Origin of the sequence: Pseudoalteromonas sp. A3, from assembly GCF_025942345.1 — a bacterium.
Classification (GTDB): domain Bacteria; phylum Pseudomonadota; class Gammaproteobacteria; order Enterobacterales; family Alteromonadaceae; genus Pseudoalteromonas; species Pseudoalteromonas atlantica.
Window position 1 is genome coordinate 14,392 of sequence record NZ_JAPCKL010000001.1, and the last position, 24,429, is coordinate 38,820.

The window sequence follows — 24,429 nt, forward strand, 5'->3', positions numbered from 1 at the left end:
AAGTCTATAAGTTAATTTTCTTCACTTATTGGTTTTGTTTTAATCGTTTGTCGGTTTTGTGTTAATTCTCTAAAGTTGAATTGTCGGCAACAAGCACGACTAACTCAACAGGAATATAATCATGAAAAGCTCACTTATCAAAACCATCGCTCTTGGCTCTTTATTAACTTGCTCAGCTGCTGTAATGGCTGATACAAGTGACTACAAATTAATGGTTATCGAACAAGCGACTGCACCGCAGCCAATTGAGCAGTCATTTAATAGTTGCGCACTGAATGTTAAGTCAAAAAACTATGCAGAGGCTGAAGCAATTTGTACAAAAGCAATTGCACTTTTAAAAGATGCAGACGGCCCTAAATTTAAAGTACGCCAACTTACGTCATTCGCGTTAAGTAACCGAGGTGTTGCGCGCTTAAAATCAAATAATGACACCGCAGCCATTGCTGATTTGTACGAGGCAGCGCAAATGTCTAACAGTACAATGGTATCGCATAATTTAACACTTGCTAAAGAAGAGCTTGCGCTATAAAAAAGCACTAAACATGCTTTAATTAAGCCAGTGTATAAAAAGCCCATGTTAGGTTTATTCTTAACATGGGCTTTTTGCGTTGCACGGTTAAAAAGTGCAAATCATAAAAGTGGAAACTACCTATTAGGCTTTAAATTTAAGAGAGCTAGATTATGGATGTCACGAGTACGTTGAGTATATTTGAAATTAGCGCGATTTTTTTATCTATAACCGCATTACTTGCTTATATAAATCATCGGTTTATTGGCCTGCCAACCACCATTGGAGTGATGGTTATTTCGCTTTTAGTGTCTATTGCGGCCATATTTTTGGGCTTTTTAGGGTTTGATGAACTTATTGATTACGAAGTAAGCCTACTTGATCAACTCAATTTTACTCATGTATTGCTCGATGGCATGCTCTCAATGCTGCTTTTTGCTGGGGCGCTGCACGTTAATGTACGTGACTTAAGACGTTATAAATTACCCATAGGTATTTTAGCGTGTGTGGGTACGTTAATTTCAACAGTGATTATTGCTACAGCGTTATATGTAGTAGTGCCTTTATTGGGATTTAATTTATCGTTTATATGGTGTTTATTATTTGGTGCGTTGATTTCGCCAACCGATCCGATAGCGGTAATGGGTATTTTACGCTCTGCTGGCGCGCCTAAAAGTATTGAAACCGTAATAGCGGGGGAGTCGCTATTTAATGATGGTATAGGCGTGGTGGTATTTGCGCTTTTATTAGGAATTTTAACCAGTGGTGATATGCCAACTACATACTCAGTGGCTCATACACTCGCTGTTGAAGCGGGGGGCGGTATAATATTTGGTTTAATATTGGGTGGTGCTTTAAATTATTTATTAAAGGCAATAGATAGCTACCAAGAAGAAGTATTACTTACGCTAGCGGGTGTTATAGGCGGTTATGCATTGGCGAGTCACTGGCACTTATCGGGGCCACTTGCGATGGTTATGGTGGGATTAATGGTGGGTAATCATGGCCGTAATTTAGCCATGAGTGATAAAACACGCCACTATGTTGATTTGTTTTGGGAGCTAATTGATGAAATTTTAAATGCCATTTTATTTGTGCTAATTGGCCTTGAAGTGGTAATGATTGTGTACTCAGCTAATTTGCTGGTGGCGGGCGTTTTAACCATTTTAATTGCGCTATGCGCACGTCTTATTGTGGTTGGCCTAACAACAACTATTTTTAATAAACAGCTCGAGCTGCCCAGCGGTGCATGGAAAGTGTTAACCTGGGGAGGGTTACGTGGCGGTATTTCGGTGGCCCTGGTGTTGCAGCTACCTGATGGATCGCAGCGTAATATATTATTGGCTTTAACTTATGCGGTGGTGGTTTTTTCAATTTTAGTGCAGGGCTTGAGCGTAGGAAAAGTCGCCAAAAGCATAAAAACAAAATAAATTTTAAAGACTGATTTTTGTACAGCTCATAGGCTTGTTTGCGTAGCTACAGCATAAGATTCGTTTTAAAACCTTTTTCAAAACAAGCAGTAATTACGCTGGTTTACACGCTGTTAAACATTTAAATTTGTACGTATATTAGACTAAAGTCTATAGGTTAATTTTCTTCACTTATTGAGTTTGTTTTTCTCGTTTGTCGGCGCTGAGCTATTACTCTAAAGTTCAGTTGTCGGCAACAAGCGCGACTAACTTAATTAGGAAAGACAAACCATGAAACGTACACTTTTAAAAACCATCGCTCTTGGCTCATTACTAACTTGCTCAGCAGCTGTAATGGCTGATTCAAGTGACTACAAACTAATGGTTATCAAAACCGCTACTGCACCATTGCCACTTGAAGAGTCATTCAATAGCTGTGCACTTAACGTTAAATCTAAAAATTACGCTCAAGCTGAAGAAATTTGTACTAAAGCCATTGCACTATTAAAAGATGCACAAGGCCCTAAATTTAAAGTACGCCAGCTTACATCGTACGCTTTAAGCAACCGTGGCGTTGCACGTTTAAAAGCGCATAACGATACAGCAGCATTAGCTGATTTATACGAAGCAGTACAAATCTCTGAAAACACATTAGTGTCTCATAACTTAACTCGCGCTAAAGAAGAGCTTGCCTTATAAAGCAATTTAATTAGCGAGAGTCACAAAAAAGTCCCTACCGATTTATATTTGGTAGGGGCTTTTTTGTGCGTGTAATAAAATTTTTTTATAAAACTCACATGTAAATTTAAAAGCGAGAAAGCCCGTTTTAGAGAGCTTTATTTTTGGAACTATTACTTTTACCTGTTTTTTATACGAGGTTTCTGTAAAATTAATGAGTTAACATTTGTTATTGATTTATAACACCTGTTATTGACGTAATCATTCAACTAAATATAAGCAGGTTATATGATTTTCTATATTGTTGGGTTGAGTACATTGGTTATTATTTTGTGTTTAGCTATTTATGTTATTTATAGCAATATACGCAAAAATCGAGTAAGAAAAACTAAGGAATACAATGTGCTGTTTGATAAAGACACCATTGTAGATGAGCTTATTACTCAACTTACGGATAAAAACCAAGCCCAAGCAGATAAACATAAAAAAATAAAAGGCAAAGAAGAGATCCTTGCAACATTTATAGAATTGCATCGCTCAGGTAGTTTTTGTGCGCATTTAAGCGAGCAAGAAATTATTTACTTTGTTAAGAAAAAACTAAACATGGAGAGTAATGAAAATGGATAGCGATAAAAAAGCGGTTCCAGAAGAAAAGTCACAATCATTTATAGGTCGTTTTGGCCGCCGAAATGTCATTTTAGTAACATCAATAGTGGTTGTGTTGGCTGTTATAGCAACGCTTACTTCACAAGTTATTTCTTGGAACGAAGCTGACGAGCGTTTAGTTCATCAATCGGCGTTTACAGGAAAGTTAACGGTTATTAACCAAGCTGGCCCATACTTAAAAGCATTTGGCACTACATCTGCTTATAAAAAGGTTATATCGATTAACTTTACGGGTGACGAAAACGCGACTGCGAGTGCAATTGTACCTCTTATTCCAATACGCTTTTTGGATACAACAACCGGTGGTGCACGTGGTGTATCGCGCTTTAGGTTGCCAGGCAATGTACCAGCCACTGAAAAAGGTGAATTACGTGGATTACTAAAAATACACGAAGAGTTTGGTTCGCAAGATACGCTTATATCTAATTTACTTATGCGTGCTACTACAGAAAACGTTAAAGCGTCGGCGCGTATGATGTCGGTTGAGCAGCATTATTCTGGTGGAAACGGGCAACTTAGCCAAGACTTCTCTGATCAGCTTACTAATGGTATTTTTGTTACTGAGCAAATAATCAGCAGCGGTGAGCGGGATAAAAGCGATGAACTAGGTAGCTTAAGTAAACAGCAGCGTGTAACGGTAAATATTAAATCTGATAAAGAGGGTAAACCGCTGCGTAATGCGCCGATTTTAGGTGCGTATGGTATTACTGTTGTAGATGCAAGTATTATTGATATTGACTACGAAAGTAAAGTAAACGCGCGCTTAGAAGCGCAAAAGCAAGCGGCTGCAGATGAAGCCTTGGCACGTCAAAATCTTAAAAAAGCAGAGCAACAAGCGCGTACAGAAGTTGCCTTAGGCGAACAAGCAATAGCAAAGCAGCGGGCAGAGTCTGAAAAGCTTAAAATTAAAGAGCAAATCGATGCCGAGCGTATTAAAGCGAATGCTATTATTTCTGCGCAGCAACGTGTAGCTGTAAAAGCTGAGTTGGCTAAAGAGCAAGAAGAGATATTAAAGCAACAGCGTTTAGAAGCACTAGGCATGGATGTGTTAGCTGAGGCACGCTTACGTGCTAAATCAGCAGCGCTTGATCCTAAATATGTGTTTGATGAAACATTAAAAGCTGAGGTGAAAATTCAAACTGCTTTATTCAATAGTTTAGGAAAAAGCCGTTTAGTGCCTGAAATTGTAATAGGTGCAGGGCAGGGCGAACAAAGCAATGGTTCTGAATTTATGCGATTATTAGCGGCAGATGCGGCTTTAAGTCTTAAAAAACGTTTAGAAAAAGACCAAAAATAAACAATTAAATATACAAGCAATAGTGAGTTTTTAGTTATAAAGACTCTACACCAATAAAAACGCTGGCTGATATATCAGGCAGCGTTTTTTATTGTGTGTTTTTTGCTATTGTATTATGCAGATAAGCCTATACCAATTCGCAATAATACTTAATTAAGCGAATTGGTATTAGATGCTAGTGAAAACAGTTTTTTTAATTACACAGTAAAAAGAGTGAGTAGTATTGATGGGCTCCAGCAAAAATCAGCTTAATTTAGACTTAGGACAAGAGCATATTACTATCCAACGCCGTTATGAAGCATTAGGCGCAGTTAATGATTTTTTAATTGCGGTGTGGTTTTTAATTGGTAGCTTTTTCTTTTTAAATGAGTCATTAGTTGAAAGCGGTACCTGGCTTTTTATAGCTGGCAGTGCGCAATTAATAATAAAACCTGTATTAAAATTAATGAGTTTAGTTCACGTTAAAAAAGTGTTTCGTTCTAACAATACTCACTAGGCGTTCAGGTATTGTAATTAATAATTTAATGAATATTCACAGCAAAGGTAATGCATTGAAACTACTAAAGTGGACTTTGGGCGCAGTTATAATTTTATTAATAGTGGGTTTACTCATTCCTGAGAAGCTAGTAGTTCCTGTGCAAGGCGCTACAAGTAAGGATTGGAACCACAATACGTTTTGGTATGAGCCGTGGGGGCGCTCGGGTGTGCATAAAGGAATTGATATTTTTGGCGCTAAAAACACCCCTGTGGTTGCTGCAACAAGCGGTATTGTTATTTTTTCAGGTGAACTAAACCGAGGTGGCAAAGTGGTTGCGGTATTAGGTGCAAAATGGCGAGTGCATTATTTTGCACATTTAAATGACTACAATGTAAGTGCAGGGGATGTAGTTAGCATAAACAGCCAAATTGGCTTACTGGGTGATACCGGTAATGCTGCAGGAAAGCAACCTCATGTGCATTATTCTATATTATCGCTTATGCCTATGCCGTGGCTTTTTACAACACAAAGACAAGGGTGGAAAAAGATGTTTTTTTTAAACCCACATAAAAAGTTAACTGCTAACTAACTCAGTTTTATGTATGGATGGGCCTTTACTGATTAGCTGCCAACGTTGTTAACTTACTTGTTTTTGCTGTATTTTTTTGAGAGTGAAAGAAACGCTATTTAAAGCAGGCATTAGACTAAAATCTATAAGTTAGATTTTCTCACTTATTAGGTTTGTTTTTATCGTTTGTCGGGGGGAGAGGATTTATCTAAAGTTAAGTTGTCGGCAACAAGCACGACTAACCAAACAGGAAGATAATCATGAAACGTACACTTTTAAAAACCATCGCTCTTGGCTCATTATTAACTTGCTCAGCTGCTGCAATGGCTGATCAAAGTGACTACAAATTAATGGTTATTGAAGATTCTGTAACAGCCGCACCAGAGTTTGAACAGCCATTTAATAGCTGTGCACTTAATGTAGAATCTAAAAACTACACAGAAGCTGAAGCCATTTGTACACAAGCAATTGCCTTATTAAAAGAAAGTCGTGGCCCACGTTTAAAAGTACGCGAACTTACATCGTTTGCATTAAGTAACCGTGGTGTAGCCCGCATGATGGCCAAAAAAGACACAGCAGGCCTTTCAGATTTATACGAAGCGTATCAAATCTCTAAAAACTCACTGGTATCTCATAATTTAACGCGTGCTAAAGAAGAGCTTTCTTTATAAGCGAAAATTATTAAAGCCCCAGTTTGGTAGCTACTTAACTGGGGTTTTTTGTATTATAAGTGAAAATATTGACCATGCTTTTAAATTGTTTATTTGGCAGTAATCTTCACTTTATATGTTAATTAGTTGCGTTCCTTTATCTACCCGTTCTTACGGCCTCTTTGTAACCCATTGAATAATAATACTTTAAGTCACTCATTAATATTGTTAGTTCCCCATCATTTTTTTAAAAATATCCAATCGCAATTTTGAACTGTCGTTTATATCTAAAAACGGGACTATGCCATTTATAAGCTCTTGTAAAATAAACCTTATTATCATCATAAAGCTTTATGTTTAGGCCTTTTTTATTTAAAGTTGTAAGGATATTTCTGATTCAGTTAGTATTAATGTTTATTTAATCTACTCTTGATTAATTTGAGCAGGTTGTTTTTACGCGTTAGTTACTATTTCTAATTAAAAAATTATATAAGTAACAGCGCTTTTAGGGAGCTACGCAATTTTTGCGTAGGTAAAAGGATTTAAAATGAAATTCAAATTCAATAGCGTAGTTGCGTCTTTTATTGCTGCAACTATTAGCCTTTCTGTTACCGCCGAAGATATAGAGCTTTACGTAAACCACAATGTAGAAACCGATGAAAAGCCTCGAGTTTTAATTGTATTTGATACATCTGGGAGTATGGGAAGTAAACTTCCTAATAATGGGCCAAGAAAAATTGATGCTGCTAAAGATGCAATGACCGACTTGGTTAATAATAATGAGTCTATTGATTTTGGTCTTATGCGCTTTCAAAATAACTACGGCGGTTATGTTATGGCTGAAATTGGCTCTTCAAGAGCTACGGTTAAAAATCAGATAAAGAGCCTACCTGCTAGTGGCAGTACACCAGTTACTGAAACATTATGGGAAGCTTATTTATACTTAACTGGGCAACAAGTTTTATATGGGTATGAAGAATATTCAGGAGATGAAGATTTTTTAAGTAAGGCTGTTACTTATGAAAAAAATTATCATAACAAAAATAAAAAAGTAACTACTCTTACATATATTTCGCCATTCGAAACTGATTTAGATAGCGATGAGCGCTGTGATAATTCTATTAACCTTATTTTAATGACGGATGGCGATCCGCAAAGTGACACTGAAAGTAATAATGAAATATACCATCTTTATAAATCTAAGTTTGGTTCATACCCAGGTACAACAAGTGGGAGTTATTTGGCTGCACTAGCACAAATAATTCATGGAACAAGTGACGTAGAAATTGATTTGTACGATAGCACACCTGAAATTGCCGATACTGGACGAGTATTTACCATAGGTTTTGGCAGTGGAATGAGTCTTAACGGTAAGAATCTACTAGAACAAACAGCTCAAGTAGGTGGTGGAGAGTATTTACATGCAAATACTTCTGCGGAGCTTTCAGAGAAATTAAATAGCACCATTTCTAAAATAAGAGAAGTAAACGATACTTTTTCCTCCCCAACTGTTGCCAGTAATAACGTTGATCAAACTCGTAGCCGTGAAGCTATTTACTTTACAATGTTTTACCCAGAAAGCGGTGCACGCTGGAAAGGGAACTTAAAAAAATTAGCTATGTCTGGTTCTTCCATAGTTGATTCTGATGGCAATCAAGCTATAGGTGCTGACGGTTTAATTAAAGAAGAGGCTCGCACGTTTTGGCTACCTTCAGATAAATCGGCGGACGGTAATTTAGTAGCACAAGGTGGAGTGAACTCTTTTCTTTCTACTTTAGATGGACAAGGTCGTAAACTATATATAGATTCAGGCGGTAAAATTGTTGATTTTACCTTCGATAAAGTAAAAGAAACTTTAAATATAGTGTCAGATACTATGGGTGGTTTGATCCCTGGTTCAGATGTGTCGATTTCGCTTAAAGATATTAATTGGGCAAGAGGCATAGACGTTGACGATGAGGATTCAGATGGCTCATATGTTGATCAGCGTTCTGATATTTTTGGAGACCCACTTCATTCTAAGCCGGTATCTATTGATTATGGTGATGGCAACATACGTATTTTAGTGGGCACTAATGCTGGCTTTTTGCACATGTTTAACGATAAAGGTGACAGCATTGAAGAGGAGTGGGCATTTATGCCTGCTGAGCTGTTACAAAACATACCTGCGCTTCGTACAAATCAAGCCAATACTAAAGTGTATGGTATGGATGGGCCTATTAGTGTGTTTTTTAACAATAAAAGTTTAAACAGTGACGGCTTAAATGACGGAGTAGTAGATGCCACTAAAGGTGATGAAGTATGGGCATTTGCTGGTATGCGCCGTGGGGGTAAAAACTATTACGCAATTGATATTAGCTCACCAGATAAGCCAAAACAGTTATGGAGTAAGCCTATTGTAGGCGGCTCGGATGGGTTTGAATACCTAGCTCAAACCTGGTCAAAACCACAAATAGCCTATATTAAAGCGTTTGGAGATGAGCCTTTACTGGTATTTGGTGGCGGATACGATACAAACAAAGACAACGCGATTCGTAGCGAGGATGAATCAGGCACGGGAATTTACATTGTTAAGGCTAAAACTGGCGAAAGAGTATGGGCGTTAACGCCTGATGATAATAATTTCCAAGGTAAGCACAGTATAGCTGCTGATATAGCAACGCTTGACTCAGATTATGATGGTTACATTGACCGTTTATATGCCACCGATACGGGGGGTAATATTTGGCGTGTGGATATGCCAGGCTCTGACAAAAATAGTTTTTCTCATTACAAATTAGCAGAGCTTGGCAGTTCATTAGCAACGCAAGACAGACGCTTTTTTTACAAGCCACTAGTGGCACGTACTATGTTTAGTAAAGTGAGCAAAACGAGCTATGGCGGTGAAGAAATAACCACACGATTAGATACGCCTTACGATGCCATCGTGATAGGCAGTGGTAATCGCTCAAATCCGCTTGCAACCAATGAGCAAGATCACCTTTACATGATTCGCGATGAACAAACCGTAACTAAAACCTTCGATTCACAAAATACGCCAGAGCCCATAGTGCCAAGTGATTTAATGCTTATGAATGATGACCCATTCGGCAATGCACTAGATAATGTAGATGAGTTTGTAGAACTTGAAGCTGATTTAGCAGGCTTTAAAGGGTGGCGATATGAGCTAAGTAATGGTGAAAAATCATTGGCTGCAGCCACCGTGGTAGGAGGCGTAGCTTATTATACATCGTTTACACCTGCACTAGAGTCTGATAAAAATCAGTGCTCTTTAACAGGGGGCGGTGGTGCAATGTATGCTTTTCATTTGCACTATGGCACAAAAGTGTACGACCAACTTAAATTTACTACCAGCTACGATGTACCCGACACCGCTCAGTTGTATTTTGGTGAAGGCGACTCATGTATAGATGCTAATAATAATGGGTTATGTGATGTGCCAACACCTGATGATGGTACCCCTGGTGATGGCTACGAGTACGAAGAAACAATACCTGTTAGCCAAGTAAGCCAGTTTTATTTAATCGGCCCGAGCCTTACTGGTGAAGGCGCAGTAAACCCAATCAAACCGGCTGAAATTAACGGACCAGGGCTAACTGTTGTTGATGGTAAAGTTAAACTTGTAAATGACAGTGATACATTAGGCTTTGGCTTTAAAACGCAGCAAACCTACATATATAAGCGTGAAGAAAACGATTCTTCATCTGATTAGGTTAGCCTTAGCTCAGGCGTCACAACGCTTTATTATTTACCGCGCATGCCTTTAAAAGGCATGCGCTAACTTTTCTAGCTAATACTAAAGAGCCCAAAGCAAACCTTGCTACGTTAAAGTGTTCTGCTTAAGAAAGCTCAACAATGAAATTTTTGCCTAAAATTCAACACGCCTCCTATCTAAAATAGATTACCTAACCAAGCGAATTTGTATTAATAAAAGCCAACATTGTTTTACGCTAAGCCAACATTTATTCGCAATTTCTGTGTTTAAGTATTATAAAAAGAGGGCTTATTGTCCCTATATTGAAAATAGACATACGGGTATTAATTGGTTTATGAATTGTTCGTAAATAAACCAATTAATGTGTAAATAAATATTAAATAAGTCACTAAATAGTAAAGCAATATTTGCATAACATGGTTAAAAAAAAGATTTATAAAACTTACCATTTTTAATGGTTGCTAGTGCTTAATTTTGCCGCTATTTTAAGGTTAAGTTGTATTAGATGGAATTAGTATGAGTTTCAAATTGATCTCTTTTTGCTATTGTATTCCCGTACTCTTTTTAAATGGTTGCGATGAGGAAGTGAGTTTATTTAGTAGCAGTAAAACGCCGTTAGTGGCTAAAAACGAAAACGCTAATTTACCGGCTACTGCTATTAAGCAAAAGCACCTTGTTGTTGAAGGCCTAATAGAGGGAATTGTACCAAGTCACTGTAAACGTGGTGAAACAGCGTATATAAATGCAAAAATGAAAAAGGTTATACGCAACCCAACCGCAAAAGTGACTTATACACTAAAACCCACTGATAATATTTTGTCTGTGTGTGTGGCCAATGATAACTCAGCTATTACTTATCGTTATGGCACTGAGCAAAAAATTGGCCTAGAGTATACGGCCACTGCCGCGCAGCCATTTGGTAGCTACTATCGTCAAATAGGGAAAGTAGGCGAAAGTATTTTGTTTTTTAACAAAGGCGATTACTATTACTACATTATTAATGCTGGTGGTATGGGCAGTGGTGTTTCAGTGAACGTATATAAAAATAAAACGCTTATTGCGGAGTTTTTCTCTGGTAATGAGGCGTATAACGACTTTGTTATTGCCAGTAATTTAGACTTGCCTAAGTCGTTGGCGATAGAGCTTCAACCACATATAAACACAATGCAATGAATGGATTAAGTAAAGCACATTGTAACATTATTGAACAAGGGCAGTGGTTTTCTAAGCGTGATGCACACTTAAAACAGTTTTTACTAAGCCACGCAAAAACTTTAAGCCTTAGCGCGCACCAATCTCTTTTTTTACGAGGTGATAAACACGACGGTATTTATGCTGTATTAAGTGGTGTGGTGCGTATTAGTGGGGTAAGTAATAATGGTAAAGAAGCTGTTTTAAGCTTTGTTGACGCCTCGCTGTGGTTTGGCGAAGTCACTTTATTTGACCGCGGAATGCGCACCCACGATGTTTATGCGCAAACCGATGTAACACTGTGTTTTATTGGGCAACATACACTTGAGCAATTGTTAAAACAATACCCGCATTATTGGCAAGACTTTGGGTTACTCCTTGCCCAAAAATTGCGAGTTATGTTTACTAGCATGGAAGATCACGCACTATTAAGTGCCGAGCAGCGCGTTGCAAAACGCTTACTTATATTGTGCGCGCATTTAGCGCATAGTAATGGCCATACGTTTACTTTGTCTCAGCAACAATTGGCTGATATGACTTACCTTACACGGCAAACCGCCAATCAAATTCTAAAAAAATTAGCAAAGCAGCAACTCATTGAGGTCGGCTATAACAAAGTGACCATTTTAAACCAATCTGCTTTAGAGCTACTTTGTAATCAGTAAATGTCGGTTACCCGACAGAGTGATATTTTAAAAGCCTGATATAGTGTAAAAAATCACAATAAAAGGCACACACATGAAAACTCTACAGCAACAGCTTGGTACATACGGTTTGTACCATCGCTCTAAACGCAATGTTTTAACTCATTTTTTTGGCATTCCGCTTATTGTATTTGCGGTGCTGTGCTTGTTAGCGCGTATTCAAATACCCATTGGTAGCCTGCTTATTGATGGCGCGCAGCTTTTTGTTTTTGCAAGCGTGGTGTATTACTTAATGCTGAGCGTGTCACTTGGCTTAATAATGGGTGTACTGTTTACCTTATTGCTTTTAGCAGCCCAGCCAATCGCTGCTATGGCTTTTTGGCCTTGGTTAAGTATTGGTGTGGGCGTGTTTGTATTTGGATGGGTGCTGCAGTTTATTGGCCATTACTATGAGGGTAAAAAGCCTGCGTTTGTAGATGATTTAATTGGCTTAATTATTGGCCCGTTGTATGTAACCGTTGAGTTTTTATTTTTAATGGGGCTTTATAAATCGCTAGAGCATGAAGTTAACGCCATAGCAGGCCCTACCAAAGCATAACGCTAAGCGGCTTAAATATTTAGTTATTCGAGTGTACTAAATAAAGCGTTAACCGCGTTATAAATCATATATATGTCGTTATAAACGTATAAAAATTAACACGATTGCTATTAGCAGCGGATAAAATAATAAAGGCAAATAACCCATGCAATACAACAATAAAACCGTATGGATCACCGGCGCATCATCAGGTATTGGAAAAGAGCTCGCAATACAGTTTGCAGCACTGGGTGCCAAGGTTATTTTATCAGCCAGAAGCGTTGATAAACTTAACGAACTAAAACAAAGCTTACATGGGGATGGCCACGTAATTGTGCCTCTTGATTTGTCAGCGCCTGAAGCTGTTTTAGCTCAGGTTACTGATTTAATGAGTACATTACCTGCTATCGATATTTTAATTAATAACGGTGGGGTATCGCAGCGCAGCTTATTTTTAGAAAACGAATTTAATGTTTACCGCCAGTTGATGGAAGTTAACTATTTTGGCCTCATTGCACTTACCAAAGCGGTAGCGCCTACTATGGTTGCTAGGCGCAGAGGCTCAATAGTCTCAATTAGTAGCGTTGCGGGTAAAGTAGGCTCTAAATTTAGAACGGGCTATTCAGGCTCTAAATATGCAGTAGTGGGTTTTATGGATTGCCTGCGTGCAGAGCTTGCAGAGCATAATATTCATTGCTTAACTATTTGCCCCGGCTCTATTAAAACCGCCATTGCACATAATTCGTTAAACGAGCAAGGCATAGCACAAAACAAGCCAGAGCACTCAATAGAAAATGGCATGGATGTAAGCCTAGCTGCTAAAAAAATGATCCTCGCAATTTATAATCAAAAAGACGAAGTGATTGTTGGCAAAGGCCTAAGTGGCTGGGCACCGACCATTAAACGGTTTTTTCCTCGCGTATTTAATCGATTAACCGCTAAAACAAACTATCGGTAGCATCGGGCGATTTAGAGATATAAAATGCTGTAAATTCAATCAATTTAGACAAGGATTCTAAATGAAGTATTTATGGCTTGGCCTGTTTTTTATTGTATTAACTTGGTCCGGAATTAACCCAAAAGATCAGTTTACTTGGCTGCTTGAAGTTATCCCCGCAATAATTGGTTTAGTGCTTATGGCAAGCAGCTATAAGCATTTTAAACTCACCCCCATTTTATATGGCTTTATATTAGCGCATTGTATTGTGCTAATGGTTGGCGGGCATTACACCTACGCCGAAGTCCCTTGGTTTGATAACTTATTTGGCAGTGAGCGTAACAACTACGACAAAGTAGGGCACTTTTTTCAAGGGTTTGTGCCTGCATTATTAGCGCGTGAAATATTACTACGTAAAAACGTAGTCAATGGTAAAGGCTGGCTAAATGTGTTTGTTGTATCGATATGTTTAGCGTTTAGTGCTTTTTACGAACTAATAGAGTGGTGGGTTGCAGTGTTAAGCGGTGAAAACGCAGAAGCATTTTTAGGTACGCAAGGGTACGTATGGGATACTCAATCTGATATGGGAATTGCATTACTTGGGGCTATTTGCTCGATATTGCTGCTTTCAAAAGTACATGATAAACAGTTAAAAAATGTTAAAGATTATTGATTCAAATTTTGTTACTAAAAGACAATAAATTATGACTGTAAATACCCATAATTTCACGATAAGCACAGATAAAAGCAAGCTTAACTTTAACGTTATTTATAACTTTATTGTTAATAGCTATTGGGCTAAAGGAATACCTAAAAGCGTTATGCAAAAAGCGATTGATAACTCAATGTGCTTTGGTGTTTACAGCGCTGATAACGAGCAAGTGGGTTTTGCCCGCGTAGTAACCGACAACGCCACTTTTGCCTATTTGGCTGATGTATTTGTTACCCCAGATTTGCGAGGTAATGGTCTGAGCAAGTTACTTATTAAAACGATAGTAGAGCACCCTGAGCTGCAAGGGCTCAGGCGCTTTTTATTAGCCACTTCTGATGCCCATGGCCTTTATGCGCAATACGGGTTTAAACCGATAGATCCAGCACTGCTAATGCAAATAAATCCTGCAAATGTGTATGAGGAAAGTAATCGAGAGGTATAGTAAACGAGGGAAGAGCAATGCCTATGTAAGCAACTTTTTAGCCATTTTATGGACCCCAGTAATCAAAATAATAAGTAGTGCCTTTTTGGATGCTAATTCCCCTCCATCCGCCACACTCAATTCTATGCTCCCCAGGTTTCACTTCTCCTTTAGCGTTCAGACCATATGGCCACTCTTTTTTATCTACGAGTAAAGGCCCACAATTGCCACCATTATTATCTTCAATTACCAAATAGGTTTTACCGTCTAGTGAAGTTTTATATCGGCCTCTAAGCTCGTAGGTAGCGTCATCATCACCGTTTAAAATATGTATGGTAAAAAGAGTTATAACTGCAAGAAGCATTATAAGAAATATTATTAGCAGATACTTTATTAATTTAATCATCCTTGGTGCCTAACGCTTTAATCAGCCGACACGTTAGCGGTCGGCTGGATTGACTTTTTAGCATCTTTCTCTATCAATATTGATGAAGTAACTATGTTTTTGTATTCATAAATGGCTTTTGCTCTTTTCACTAGTCTCTTATCCTCTGACAAGATTGCAGAGCAGTATGCTCCCATTCCAATATGACCAGCATCACTTCTCACATTTTGGATTTTACTAATTTTTCTGCACTTCTTTTCCGCTTGGAATCCCAAAATATCCATAACTGCATTGCATCCAACTATGCCAAGATACACTGGCCATAACTCATAACCTTGATTATCAATGGGATCAAACCCAAAGAATTGATCGCAGTTCATGCCAGAGTCTTCCATTGTTGGAGATATTATCTCCCAAATTTGGGCAATCTGATGTTCTTCAGAGACAGTGCCAAGAGTGCCTTTTTTATCACCAAGTGCAGCTCTAGTCTTTTTTATGTCATTTCCGTTCGAAATCATATCGTCAACCATCGAATCAAGTTCAGGTTTGATGGCGCCGATTTTGTTAGGCATTCCTGTTGTGTTATATGGTAAATCTGATGTTAGTTGCAAAACTTGATTCGCTAAATTATCTGAAAGTTCTTTTAAGGGACCCTCATCTCCACCACCGTTCATCCACACTTGAAATGGATCAAAAATGGTTTCATCGAATTCTACGTTCCCTATTGCTTCAATATAGTTCTGATAATTCTCAAATGGAGTAAGATCTTCGATCAATCTTGCTTCACCGGTAATTTTCCAGTTTTCGTCAAGTATAAGGTCCAACATTTTTGCGCCAATCTCATTTAGCACATTTAAATATTTTTCTGGGTCATCAGCTCGCTTGATTTCCGCATAATGTTCCTTCGAATAAACCCATTTCATGTCATCTCTTTTGCTAAGATTTATATGTCCTAACAACTGGAGGCCAATGATATTTTGATCAATGTAGACTAAGGGAATGCTCATAAATCTCCAGGCGGGCTAACGTCCATTTAAGAGGCTAAATTCAGATGGCTAAAATACATGACGTAGTGAATAAAAAGCCCACTGTATTTTGTTCCACTTGAAACTCTTGTTAGCATAAAGTTACTGTAATCTAATAGGTTTATCAACTGCTACTATAGATGCCACAATAAAAGCAGGAATAAACTGATACAGCCAATCAGCGAAATGCTCTGCGAATAAAAAGCTGAGGGATGCGCTAGCTAAAGATGTAATTAAAACAGCTGAAACGGATTGGAACTTATATATTTTTCCGTCACATTGTGCGCGTATTTCATGCCTTGAAGCAAAACGAATTAGCAACGCATAAATGATCAAAATAAAATAGAGGAAAAATAATGCTTCCAAACGCTGACTCCTTTCATGCTAATGCCCCTGTCCATTGGCTAAGCTTGTTTTGGTCCGATGCAACGGCTTTTTTAAAACAGTACAGACACGTTTAATACGAATTTACTTAGCTTTTTTTGCTTCAAGCGCTTCTATTTCACTCCAGATTTTTTCGGCTTCTGCGCTTAACATGGCGTAGCTTTTAATGTCGCCTTTACGCTGTGCTTGCATGCCTTGCTCAAGCTTTGCGTCGTACTCTTTGCGTAGTTTTTTTGTCGGGTCTGATTTAAATAGTGAAAACATGGGGCTCCTTAGTTTTATAAAAGTATTAGGGCGTGTTGATCTTTGCGGATTGAAACTTGTTCAATCTAGGGGCGATTAAATCGCGGCGCGAGGTTTGTAACCTAGTGGGCTAAGTAAAAACCGAGTAAAGCTTCCGCGTCCTGCTCACGCCCCTTACCTACATCCATGTAGGCAACAAAGAGTTTATCGCCCCTAGGCAGAACCCGAAGGGCAGCGCATGTTTGGCATTTATGCTGCGTTATCGCCTATTTATAGGGAGTAACCACACTTCATAGGCTTTGCCTTGCCTAAAAACCAAACATACTGCTGCAAATTCAACCATCAAAGATCAACACGCCCTAGCATTACCATACGCTACAAAGAGCTAAATAGTTCTTTTAGCTGAAGGGCGTTTACCTTGTTATATAAAAACAAGGTAAACGCATTATTTGCTATGCTGCGGTTACTAACGGTTTTATTGCTCAGGCTCAAGGCGTTTAATTCCTTGTCCGTCAATGCCTAAGTAAATATAGCCATCACTGCCTTGTGCTAAGCTGCGGACGCGGCCTATTCCTTCTAAAATTTTATATTGCTTTGAAACACCTTTGTTAGATATTTCCAGTGCACTTAAAAACGAAAACTTCATAGACGATAGCAAAAGCTTGCCTTTTAAATGCGGGTACTTATCGCTGCTAACCAATAACATGTCAGAAGGGGCTATGGAGGGGGTCCAATGCAGTACGGGCGATTGCATGCCGTCTTTTTCTTGTATGTCGGTAAACGAAGTACCGCTGTAATTAATCCCATAACTAACCACAGGCCAGCCATAATTAGCGCCCGCTTTAATTATGTTTAGCTCATCGCCGCCACGTGGGCCGTGCTCATGAGACCATAACGTTTGTGTTGTTTTATCAAACCACATGCCTTGAGGGTTACGGTGTCCGTATGACCATATAGCGTGTTTAGCGCTTTTTTGATTTACAAACGGGTTATCTTTAGGAATACGGCCATCAGTGTGTAAGCGATAAATTTTACCGCCATCACGGGTTAAGTCTTGCGGGTTTTTATCGCGCGAGCCGCGATCGCCAATCGAAAAGTAAACATACCCTTGGTTATCAAACACAATACGGCTTCCGTAGTGCTGGCCTTTTGTGCTGTTATGCTCACCTTTGTATAGTAATTGTGTGTTTAAAAGCTCAGTGCGATCGTCACTAAGCTTGGCGCGCATTAGGGCTGTATTACTGCCACTTTTAGCGCCTTGGGTACTTGAGTAAGTTATGTAAAGCCATTGGCTATCGTCTGGTCCGCTATGTAGGGCTAAATCTAGTAAACCGCCTTGCCCATTAGCATCAATTTGTGGCAAACCCGAGAGCTTAGTTAAGTTAGCTGAGTTTTTAGGCAGTAAATAAAGTGTGCCGCTTCGCTCGGTTATAAGTAAATCACCGTTACTTAACGGCCCAATAGCCCAGGGGATAGTTACCCCTTTAGCCACACTGACGGCCTTTACATTGAGCGGTAACACATCAAGGGTTTTGTAATCTACAGCTGCCACTGGCGTTGAAACGAGTACAGCTATAAACGCCGTTGATAATGTTTTAGCAATCGTTTTTGTAGGTATAAACGCAGTCATATCCCTGTCCAATAAATAAGCAAGTAATACCTACATTAGCATGCTGCTGCAGATTTTGCTAAATGTAGCGCTTTAATAAAAACTATATATATTTCAATCATAAAGAGTTTACCCGCAGTGTTGTATGGCTGGTTTTAATATTTTAAACAGCTATTTATTACACCTTAATTGAGGCTTTAGTACAGCACTTTAAATTAGTGAGCTGCGTAAAAACTGTGCTAAAAAACTGAATATTTACTCTAATACTATTGAAATTAATTTTTTTGGGCGTACACTTGTGCGCTGAAGTTTGAGCGTACACATGTAAGTTCAAATTCAATATTTAATATCCAAGAGATTAATAGTGATGATTACTAAAGTATTAGACCAATTTTCGAAGTGGTTTTTACACCATCAAAGCTTTGCAGGCTACATTGAGCCCATTATGCAAATGGTTAAGCCTGCGTGGCGTGCTGGTCTTTATAGAGCAAAAATAGAAGAGCTGACGCAGCACAATGGTGATTTTTTAAGTATTACCTTAAAGCCTACTCAGCACTGGCAGGCACACATTGCTGGCCAACATATTAGTTTAACGGTAGAAATAAACGGGCGTTTATTAACTCGTGTTTTTACGGTTGCCTCAAGCCCTGAGCAATTTAAAACTACGGGCTTGGTGCGTTTATTAATTAAAACTAATGAGCAAGGGCGTTTTACAAGCCTTTTAAGCAGTGCTTTACGAGTCGGTGAGTGGTGCAATATTTCAGCGCCTAGTGGCGACTTTGTTTATAAAAACACCCAAAACAATGCAACGTTTATAGCTGGCGGCTCAGGTATTACACCTATGCTTGCCATGATTAGTGAGCATTTAAAACATACCACACAAAAAGTATCGCTGATTTATTATGCCAAAGCCGCAGCGCACCAATGTGTAGACGAGCTAAGCGCATTAGCAAACCAGTTTTCGCATTTTTCGTTTTTACTGCTCACACGCGAGCAATCAGATGATATTACTCGCCATGTAAATGTATGGGAAAACCCTGACATATACTGCTGTGGGCCTGCAAACTTTATGAAAACGGTGTGTGACTTTGCTAAAAAACATCATTTAAATTACTACCAAGAGGCATTTGGTTTAACGCTGCCAAGCCAAAATGACGACAGCCTGTTTAACGTACAGATTAATAGCAGCGCTCATGTCGTAAATGCTAACAATGCATTGTTAGCACAGTTTGAGGAAAAACAATTACCGGTTAAACGCGGGTGTGGCATTGGTATTTGCCACCAGTGCCAGTGCATTAAAAAGTCTGGCGTGGTGCGTAATTTAAAAACTGGTGAGTTGAGTGATAACGGCGAGCAGTTAATTCAACTGTGTGTAAGTCAACCTGTTAGCGACTTGGAGTTACAACTATGAAAAACATAAACTTTGATCAGTTAGCCCACGATTTAGATAGCATAAAATTGGATACGCTAGGCAAAGTAGGGCAACAAGATGCAAACTACATTCGCTCGGTTGTTAAAAAGCAGCGGCTATGTGAGTGGAGTGGCCGTTTTTTACTTATGCTGGGCTTTATTCAGCCACTTTTATGGGTTGCGGGTGTACTGTTATTAGCGCTGGCAAAAATTTTAGACAACATGGAAATTGGCCACAATGTTATGCACGGCCAATACGATTGGATGAACGACAAGCAGCTTAACTCGCAACATTTTGAGTGGGATATTGCTTGCGATGGGCAAAGCTGGCATCGCGTTCATAACTTTGAGCACCACACCTACACTAATATTATTGGTAAAGACCGCGACTTTGGTTATGGTTTATTACGTTTAAGCAATGATTTTAAATGGCGCTTAAAAAATGTGTGGCAGTTTATTACATATATAAATTTAAGTGTGCTGTTTCAGTGGGGTGTGTCGTATCACGAGCTGGCAGCGGAACGTGTGTTTATAGGTAAAAAGAAAGAAAACCGCGAAGGGGGTGTATCGCATTCTACCCTAAAACAGCGCTTTTTTAGTAAAGGTGCGCGCCAATTAATAAAAGATTATGTGATATTTCCTTTACTGGCAGGCCCTTTGTTTTTATGGGTATTAGCAGGCAACTTACTGGCAAATTTAATCCGTAATTTATGGACCTCAACCATTATTTTTTGTGGCCACTTTACCGAGGACACCGAAACCTTTAAACAAGAAGACTGCATAAACGAAACGCAAGGGAAGTGGTACTATCGCCAAGTTTTAGGCTCATCAAATATTAAAGGCCCGCACTGGTTTCATGTTTTAACTGGGCATTTAAGTTGCCAAATTGAGCATCACTTATTTCCAGATATGCCGTCCTCTCGCTATCAAGAAGTGGCCCCGCAAGTGCAAGCCGTTATGCAAAAACACGGTATTGATTATCATACAGGTGGTTTTTTTAAACAGTATAGCTCGGTATTAAAACGTATTATCCGGTACTCGTTTAAATAAATAATGTGCCTTGAAAAAGCCGATTACTGAAGATGCATTAATCGGCTTTTGTGTATGTGCTTAGCAATATGGACAATTTATAAACAGCAGTTGCAAAAAATTCTTTTTGATAATTAAAAAAGCCTCAGTTTTGCTATGGTTAAATGATGCATGAATGTCATACAATGGAGAAAAATAGACCACACAAGAGAGATTAAAATGGCCGCATTCGGTACCGTGTTTATGCCGCAGATGATTCAAGCTCGTTTTTCTGATAACCAATGGAGCGAAAGCTCAATCGTCCCTTCCGATAAACTTGAACTTCATGCGGGCGCGCACGTCCTTCATTATTCAAGCACGTGTTTTGAAGGCTTGAAAGCTTTTCGCCACGAAGATGGCTCTATTTATATTTTTAGAATAGATGCAAACATTGCGCGTATGCAGCAAAGCTCTGCGTTATTAAGCTTACCAAGCTTTGACGGTCAAATGCTAAAAGACATGATTATCGAGATTGTTAAAGAGTATGCTGATGAAACGCCCTTACCACCAGGCTCTATGTACATTCGCCCAACTCATATAGGGACAGAGGCTGCGATTGGTAAAGCGGCTGCGCCGTCAATGAGCTCGTTGTTATATACACTTTTATCGCCAGTTGGCGATTACTTTACCGGCGGCGCTACTGCACTGCGTGTATTACTTGAAGAAGATGGCATGCGCTGTGCCCCGCACATGGGCATGGTAAAAAGTGGCGGTAACTACGCCAGTGCACTTGCACCAATTAGCGCAGCGCGCGAAAAATACCAAGCCGATCAAATCTTGTTTTGCCCAGGTGGAGACGTACAAGAAACAGGTGCTGCTAACTTTATTCTTATTGATGGTAACGAAATTATTACCAAAGCGCTTGATAGCACGTTTTTACATGGCGTAACCCGTAATAGCATTTTAACCATTGCAAAAGATTTAGGCATGACGGTAAGCGAGCGTAACTTTAGCGTTACTGAGCTTTTAGAGCGTGCTGCAAAGCCAGGCACAGAAGCTGCACTTTCAGGCACTGCTGCGGTATTAACACCGGTAGGCACGTTTATTCATAACGATAAAGAATACAAAGTAGGCAGTGGCGAGCCAGGCCCTACAACAGCGCGATTACGCCAAGCATTGAACGATATTCAATGGGGTAAAAGTGAAGACAAACACGGCTGGTTAACTAAAATCTAATTGATTTGAGCAGTTCGCAGTAAAAAGCCACCGACTAGGTGGCTTTTGTGTTTTTGAGTACTTTTTGAAATGTTTAGCGCTTAAAACTTCATTTCTATTTTGCCGTACACGTAACGGCCATTAAATCCGTAGGGCGAAAAGCTCGAATAAGCAAACAAGCGAGAAAAAGTAGAAACTTCTTCTACATTTTCGCGGGTAGGATCTGGGTATACATCAAAAATGTCATTGGCACCTAAACTAAGCGTTAGGTTATCGGTAGCGGCATAGGCTACATCTAAATCAGTGATCCACTTAGGCTTTAATATCTCGTTTAGTTCAGGCGTTGATGAAGGGTCTTGGGTTTCACCATAACGCGTAGTTCTTAGTGTGGTACGCAGCGCATCATGGGTCCATGTAGCACTTAAATTATATTTATTGCGCGGGGTGCTTACTTCAAAGCGGCGCAGCTCTGTACCTGAGAACAAGTTGTCTTGATCAAACCCAGCACCTTGTAGTTCAGCGGGCGGGTCAATAATATCAGTGACTTCATTTTTGCCGTAGTTATACCCTAAGTTAAAGGCAATATCGCCATAGCCATCGGTAATTAAGTTGTACGAGGCAACCACATCAACACCACGCGTTTTACTATCTATAGCGTTTAAGAAAAAGCGGCCTTGGTTAGCGCCTGTGCCTGCTAGTAGCTCTTCTATTGCTGCGCCCGATAAATTGTTAGATAAAACAATACGGTCATCAATTAGTATTTGATAGTAATCAACCGATAAGCTGAAATTAAAGTCGGTAGACCAAGTAAAGCCAACCCCGTAGTTAGTGGCTTCTTCGGCATCAAGGCCCGGTGAGCCAAGCGCTTTGGCTACATCGCTGCTTGGTGCAAAGGTGCCGGTTTCGGTCGGAACGCTATCAACAAATACGGTAGCAACCGAGGTAAAATATTGCTGTTGTAATGAAGGCGCTCTAAACCCTGTTGAGGCTGAAGCGCGTATGGCTAAATCTTCAGTTAACGAATAGCGCGTTGCAATTTTGCCGTTAAGTGTATCGCCAAAATCTGAGTAATCCTCGTAACGGGCTGCCACAGCTATATTCCAATCATCTGTCAGGTAGGTTTCTAAGTCTATGTAAAAGCTTACATTATGGCGGCTGTTGTCACCTTCTGATTCGGGGGTAAAGCCTGGAAATACTTGCGCACCTGCTGCACCAAATGGGCCATCTTCGCCTGTGACTACGCCACCTGGGCCAAATGAGCCTTGTGCGTATGAGGCTTCTTCGCCAGCTTCTATTTGATAGCCTTCTGTGCGGTACTCAGCCCCAATGGCAACACTTACTGCGCTTTCTAAAAAGCTGACATCCACTTCGCGGCTTAAATCAACATTTAAAGTAAGTTGATCGTATGTCAGCGTACCTGCATCAAAGCGTGTTTGGCTTGTTGGGCCGTATGAGGTATTTAAACTATTGGTTACACCAAATTCAAATGCATCTTCACCATACACAGCCGATACATCGTAGTTCCAATCACTTATAAAGCCTTTAACACCTAACGCGAGTGAGTAGTCGTTTATATCTGAGGTGATCACAGGTAAAAAACCGTCGGGGTATATTTCTTCTATATTACGGCTATCGCTTGCGCGTCTATAAAAACCAGCGCCTTCACCTTCACGTTTGCTGTAAGAGCCAAACGAATATAAATCGATATCGTTTGTTAATTGATAACCTGCATTATAAAAAACCGATAGGTCTTCTACATCCCCATTACCAAAGTTATGGTTATAACGGTTAACTGTAAACTCGCGGGGGTCGAGCGAGCCATCTTCTAATCGGTCGTAGTTTTCGCGTTGATCGTAATCGGCACGGTTAGTTGAGTGGCGGTCGCGGTATTCAGTCGAAATGTTTAAAAAGCCATTATCACCAAGCTCTAAACCAATATTACCTTGCAAAGTGAGCGTTTGCCCATCGGTTAAAGAGCGATCGCCGCCTTCGGTAAATGCTAGGTTGCCATCGCTACCCTCAGATACCGATTCAAGCTGAGGCACACCATCCATCTCGGTGATATTAGCCCCATAAATAGCTGCAAGGGAGCCGCCGCTGCTTGCGCTTTTAAGTACAATATTAATCACACCCGCTATAGCATCAGAGCCGTATTGCGCCGCAGCGCCATCACGTAAAACTTCAATGCGTTCAATAGCATTAGCTGGTATTGCATTTAAATCTACAGAAGATGAGCCACGGCCCGTTGAACCATTTAAATTAAGCAGTGCGCTACTATGACGACGCTTCCCATTAACCAGCACTAAGGTATGATCGGGTGCTAAACCACGTAGTTGTGCAGGGCGTACATGGTCGCTGCCATCGGTAAGCGATGCCTGTGGAAAGTTAAAACTTGGTAACAAATTGCTCAGTAGCGCGTTTGTTTCCGTAAGGCCTGAGCTGGTAAGCGCCTCAGCGCCAATAATATCAATAGGTACGGCGCTGTCTTCAACTGTGCGCCCTAAACGGCGTGAGCCAATTACGCTAATTTGCTCTATATCTTCTTGTACTTGAGGTGTTTGCTGTGCCGCGTGTGCAGAAAACGCACCAAATAGCGAAAGCGATGCACCCACAGCCACTGCTGTACTCACTTTTAAGTTATTTAACCTAAGCGGTAGGCTTTGATTCATGTTGTTAATCCTCATCTGATCACCCATTGA

At 39.8% G+C, this 24,429-nt stretch carries 24 protein-coding genes; 18 read left to right on the top strand and 6 right to left on the bottom strand.

The window, feature by feature from the left end; translation table 11 throughout:
• Positions 1-121: 121 nt before the first annotated feature.
• The 15 genes from OIZ54_RS00060 to OIZ54_RS00130 all read left to right on the top strand — a co-directional run bounded on the left by OIZ54_RS00060 (position 122) and on the right by OIZ54_RS00130 (position 14,472).
• Complete coding sequence (locus OIZ54_RS00060; protein ID WP_004587201.1) at positions 122-529, top strand: hypothetical protein; 408 nt, start codon at positions 122-124, stop codon at positions 527-529.
• Between the two features lie 152 nt (positions 530-681).
• Entirely contained in the window at positions 682-1,938 is a 1,257-nt protein-coding gene (locus OIZ54_RS00065) for a cation:proton antiporter (RefSeq protein WP_264389326.1), read from the top strand.
• A gap of 270 nt (positions 1,939-2,208) precedes the next feature.
• Positions 2,209-2,616 (top strand): hypothetical protein, encoded by a 408-nt coding sequence (locus OIZ54_RS00070; protein WP_004587203.1) that lies wholly within the window; start codon positions 2,209-2,211, stop codon positions 2,614-2,616.
• A gap of 267 nt (positions 2,617-2,883) precedes the next feature.
• Positions 2,884-3,222, top strand: coding sequence for a hypothetical protein (locus OIZ54_RS00075; protein WP_039972209.1), 339 nt, complete (start codon positions 2,884-2,886; stop codon positions 3,220-3,222).
• Positions 3,215-4,558 carry an SPFH domain-containing protein gene (locus OIZ54_RS00080; RefSeq protein ID WP_004587205.1) on the top strand — a complete coding sequence of 448 codons (1,344 nt, stop codon included), beginning with the start codon at positions 3,215-3,217 and terminating at the stop codon, positions 4,556-4,558. Before OIZ54_RS00075 ends, OIZ54_RS00080 begins: the two co-directional genes overlap by 8 nt.
• Before the next feature lie 226 nt (positions 4,559-4,784).
• On the top strand, positions 4,785-5,054 hold the full coding sequence (locus OIZ54_RS00085; protein WP_004587206.1) for a YrhK family protein: 270 nt from the start codon (positions 4,785-4,787) through the stop codon (positions 5,052-5,054).
• A gap of 55 nt (positions 5,055-5,109) precedes the next feature.
• The gene (locus tag OIZ54_RS00090) at positions 5,110-5,625 is read left to right on the top strand and encodes a M23 family metallopeptidase (protein ID WP_413680418.1); all 516 of its coding nucleotides are present in this window, start codon (positions 5,110-5,112) and stop codon (positions 5,623-5,625) included.
• 239 nt (positions 5,626-5,864) lie between these two features.
• Entirely contained in the window at positions 5,865-6,275 is a 411-nt protein-coding gene (locus OIZ54_RS00095) for a hypothetical protein (protein WP_096041541.1), read from the top strand.
• A gap of 526 nt (positions 6,276-6,801) precedes the next feature.
• Entirely contained in the window at positions 6,802-9,966 is a 3,165-nt protein-coding gene (locus OIZ54_RS00100; protein ID WP_264389329.1) for a pilus assembly protein, read from the top strand.
• A gap of 519 nt (positions 9,967-10,485) precedes the next feature.
• On the top strand, positions 10,486-11,142 hold the full coding sequence (locus OIZ54_RS00105; RefSeq protein WP_264389330.1) for a hypothetical protein: 657 nt from the start codon (positions 10,486-10,488) through the stop codon (positions 11,140-11,142).
• Positions 11,139-11,825: a Crp/Fnr family transcriptional regulator gene (locus OIZ54_RS00110; protein ID WP_264389331.1), complete on the top strand. Its 687-nt coding sequence runs from the start codon at positions 11,139-11,141 to the stop codon at positions 11,823-11,825. Before OIZ54_RS00105 ends, OIZ54_RS00110 begins: the two co-directional genes overlap by 4 nt.
• 73 nt (positions 11,826-11,898) lie before the next feature.
• Positions 11,899-12,402: a DUF962 domain-containing protein gene (locus tag OIZ54_RS00115; RefSeq protein ID WP_096739468.1), complete on the top strand. Its 504-nt coding sequence runs from the start codon at positions 11,899-11,901 to the stop codon at positions 12,400-12,402.
• Between the two features lie 145 nt (positions 12,403-12,547).
• On the top strand, positions 12,548-13,339 hold the full coding sequence (locus OIZ54_RS00120) for an SDR family oxidoreductase (RefSeq protein WP_264389332.1): 792 nt from the start codon (positions 12,548-12,550) through the stop codon (positions 13,337-13,339).
• Between the two features lie 61 nt (positions 13,340-13,400).
• A complete protein-coding gene (locus OIZ54_RS00125; RefSeq protein ID WP_004587214.1) occupies positions 13,401-13,991 on the top strand; it encodes a DUF2238 domain-containing protein in 591 nt (196 codons plus the stop codon).
• A 31-nt stretch (positions 13,992-14,022) separates the two neighbouring features.
• Positions 14,023-14,472 carry a GNAT family N-acetyltransferase gene (locus OIZ54_RS00130; protein ID WP_264389333.1) on the top strand — a complete coding sequence of 150 codons (450 nt, stop codon included), beginning with the start codon at positions 14,023-14,025 and terminating at the stop codon, positions 14,470-14,472.
• A 46-nt stretch (positions 14,473-14,518) separates the two neighbouring features.
• Here OIZ54_RS00130 and OIZ54_RS00135 read toward each other — a convergent pair whose 3' ends face one another.
• The 5 genes from OIZ54_RS00135 to OIZ54_RS00155 all read right to left on the bottom strand — a co-directional run bounded on the left by OIZ54_RS00135 (position 14,519) and on the right by OIZ54_RS00155 (position 18,118).
• Positions 14,519-14,857, bottom strand: coding sequence for a hypothetical protein (locus OIZ54_RS00135; RefSeq protein ID WP_264389334.1), 339 nt, complete (start codon positions 14,855-14,857; stop codon positions 14,519-14,521).
• A 17-nt stretch (positions 14,858-14,874) separates the two neighbouring features.
• Positions 14,875-15,843 carry a hypothetical protein gene (locus tag OIZ54_RS00140; RefSeq protein WP_264389335.1) on the bottom strand — a complete coding sequence of 323 codons (969 nt, stop codon included), beginning with the start codon at positions 15,841-15,843 and terminating at the stop codon, positions 14,875-14,877.
• Positions 15,844-15,963: 120 nt separating this feature from the next.
• Positions 15,964-16,227 (bottom strand): hypothetical protein, encoded by a 264-nt coding sequence (locus OIZ54_RS00145; RefSeq protein WP_264389336.1) that lies wholly within the window; start codon positions 16,225-16,227, stop codon positions 15,964-15,966.
• Between the two features lie 102 nt (positions 16,228-16,329).
• Positions 16,330-16,509 (bottom strand): DUF6435 family protein, encoded by a 180-nt coding sequence (locus tag OIZ54_RS00150; protein WP_055255833.1) that lies wholly within the window; start codon positions 16,507-16,509, stop codon positions 16,330-16,332.
• Positions 16,510-16,963: 454 nt separating this feature from the next.
• Positions 16,964-18,118 (bottom strand): PQQ-dependent sugar dehydrogenase, encoded by a 1,155-nt coding sequence (locus OIZ54_RS00155; RefSeq protein WP_264389337.1) that lies wholly within the window; start codon positions 18,116-18,118, stop codon positions 16,964-16,966.
• Positions 18,119-18,464: 346 nt separating this feature from the next.
• Between OIZ54_RS00155 and OIZ54_RS00160 the strand changes: the two genes are divergently transcribed.
• From OIZ54_RS00160 to OIZ54_RS00170, 3 genes are all read left to right on the top strand, one after another.
• Positions 18,465-19,508, top strand: a complete 1,044-nt coding sequence (locus tag OIZ54_RS00160; protein WP_264389681.1) for a flavin reductase family protein — start codon at positions 18,465-18,467, stop codon at positions 19,506-19,508.
• Positions 19,505-20,557, top strand: coding sequence for a fatty acid desaturase family protein (locus OIZ54_RS00165; protein WP_264389338.1), 1,053 nt, complete (start codon positions 19,505-19,507; stop codon positions 20,555-20,557). The genes OIZ54_RS00160 and OIZ54_RS00165 overlap by 4 nt, the downstream gene beginning before the upstream one ends.
• 150 nt (positions 20,558-20,707) lie before the next feature.
• On the top strand, positions 20,708-21,751 hold the full coding sequence (locus OIZ54_RS00170; protein WP_083901793.1) for a branched-chain amino acid aminotransferase: 1,044 nt from the start codon (positions 20,708-20,710) through the stop codon (positions 21,749-21,751).
• 80 nt (positions 21,752-21,831) lie between these two features.
• On the opposite strand, the gene OIZ54_RS00175 is transcribed toward OIZ54_RS00170, so the two are convergent.
• Positions 21,832-24,399, bottom strand: coding sequence for a TonB-dependent receptor plug domain-containing protein (locus OIZ54_RS00175; RefSeq protein ID WP_264389339.1), 2,568 nt, complete (start codon positions 24,397-24,399; stop codon positions 21,832-21,834).
• Positions 24,400-24,429: the final 30 nt, after the last annotated feature.

What these genes read in the sequence shown, in the direction of transcription:
- OIZ54_RS00165 (WP_264389338.1), top strand. Translation starts at nt 19,505, where the DNA reads ATGAAAAACATAAACTTTGATCAGTTAGCCCACGATTTAGATAGCATA.
- OIZ54_RS00060 (WP_004587201.1), top strand. Translation starts at nt 122, where the DNA reads ATGAAAAGCTCACTTATCAAAACCATCGCTCTTGGCTCTTTATTAACT.
- OIZ54_RS00115 (WP_096739468.1), top strand. Translation starts at nt 11,899, where the DNA reads ATGAAAACTCTACAGCAACAGCTTGGTACATACGGTTTGTACCATCGC.
- OIZ54_RS00170 (WP_083901793.1), top strand. Translation starts at nt 20,708, where the DNA reads ATGAATGTCATACAATGGAGAAAAATAGACCACACAAGAGAGATTAAA.
- OIZ54_RS00105 (WP_264389330.1), top strand. Translation starts at nt 10,486, where the DNA reads ATGAGTTTCAAATTGATCTCTTTTTGCTATTGTATTCCCGTACTCTTT.
- OIZ54_RS00150 (WP_055255833.1), bottom strand. Translation starts at nt 16,509, where the DNA reads ATGTTTTCACTATTTAAATCAGACCCGACAAAAAAACTACGCAAAGAG.
- OIZ54_RS00075 (WP_039972209.1), top strand. Translation starts at nt 2,884, where the DNA reads ATGATTTTCTATATTGTTGGGTTGAGTACATTGGTTATTATTTTGTGT.
- OIZ54_RS00125 (WP_004587214.1), top strand. Translation starts at nt 13,401, where the DNA reads ATGAAGTATTTATGGCTTGGCCTGTTTTTTATTGTATTAACTTGGTCC.
- OIZ54_RS00175 (WP_264389339.1), bottom strand. Translation starts at nt 24,399, where the DNA reads ATGAATCAAAGCCTACCGCTTAGGTTAAATAACTTAAAAGTGAGTACA.
- OIZ54_RS00140 (WP_264389335.1), bottom strand. Translation starts at nt 15,843, where the DNA reads ATGAGCATTCCCTTAGTCTACATTGATCAAAATATCATTGGCCTCCAG.
- OIZ54_RS00155 (WP_264389337.1), bottom strand. Translation starts at nt 18,118, where the DNA reads ATGACTGCGTTTATACCTACAAAAACGATTGCTAAAACATTATCAACG.
- OIZ54_RS00085 (WP_004587206.1), top strand. Translation starts at nt 4,785, where the DNA reads ATGGGCTCCAGCAAAAATCAGCTTAATTTAGACTTAGGACAAGAGCAT.
- OIZ54_RS00130 (WP_264389333.1), top strand. Translation starts at nt 14,023, where the DNA reads ATGACTGTAAATACCCATAATTTCACGATAAGCACAGATAAAAGCAAG.
- OIZ54_RS00110 (WP_264389331.1), top strand. Translation starts at nt 11,139, where the DNA reads ATGAATGGATTAAGTAAAGCACATTGTAACATTATTGAACAAGGGCAG.
- OIZ54_RS00100 (WP_264389329.1), top strand. Translation starts at nt 6,802, where the DNA reads ATGAAATTCAAATTCAATAGCGTAGTTGCGTCTTTTATTGCTGCAACT.
- OIZ54_RS00065 (WP_264389326.1), top strand. Translation starts at nt 682, where the DNA reads ATGGATGTCACGAGTACGTTGAGTATATTTGAAATTAGCGCGATTTTT.
- OIZ54_RS00080 (WP_004587205.1), top strand. Translation starts at nt 3,215, where the DNA reads ATGGATAGCGATAAAAAAGCGGTTCCAGAAGAAAAGTCACAATCATTT.
- OIZ54_RS00095 (WP_096041541.1), top strand. Translation starts at nt 5,865, where the DNA reads ATGAAACGTACACTTTTAAAAACCATCGCTCTTGGCTCATTATTAACT.
- OIZ54_RS00070 (WP_004587203.1), top strand. Translation starts at nt 2,209, where the DNA reads ATGAAACGTACACTTTTAAAAACCATCGCTCTTGGCTCATTACTAACT.
- OIZ54_RS00120 (WP_264389332.1), top strand. Translation starts at nt 12,548, where the DNA reads ATGCAATACAACAATAAAACCGTATGGATCACCGGCGCATCATCAGGT.
- OIZ54_RS00135 (WP_264389334.1), bottom strand. Translation starts at nt 14,857, where the DNA reads ATGATTAAATTAATAAAGTATCTGCTAATAATATTTCTTATAATGCTT.
- OIZ54_RS00160 (WP_264389681.1), top strand. Translation starts at nt 18,465, where the DNA reads ATGATTACTAAAGTATTAGACCAATTTTCGAAGTGGTTTTTACACCAT.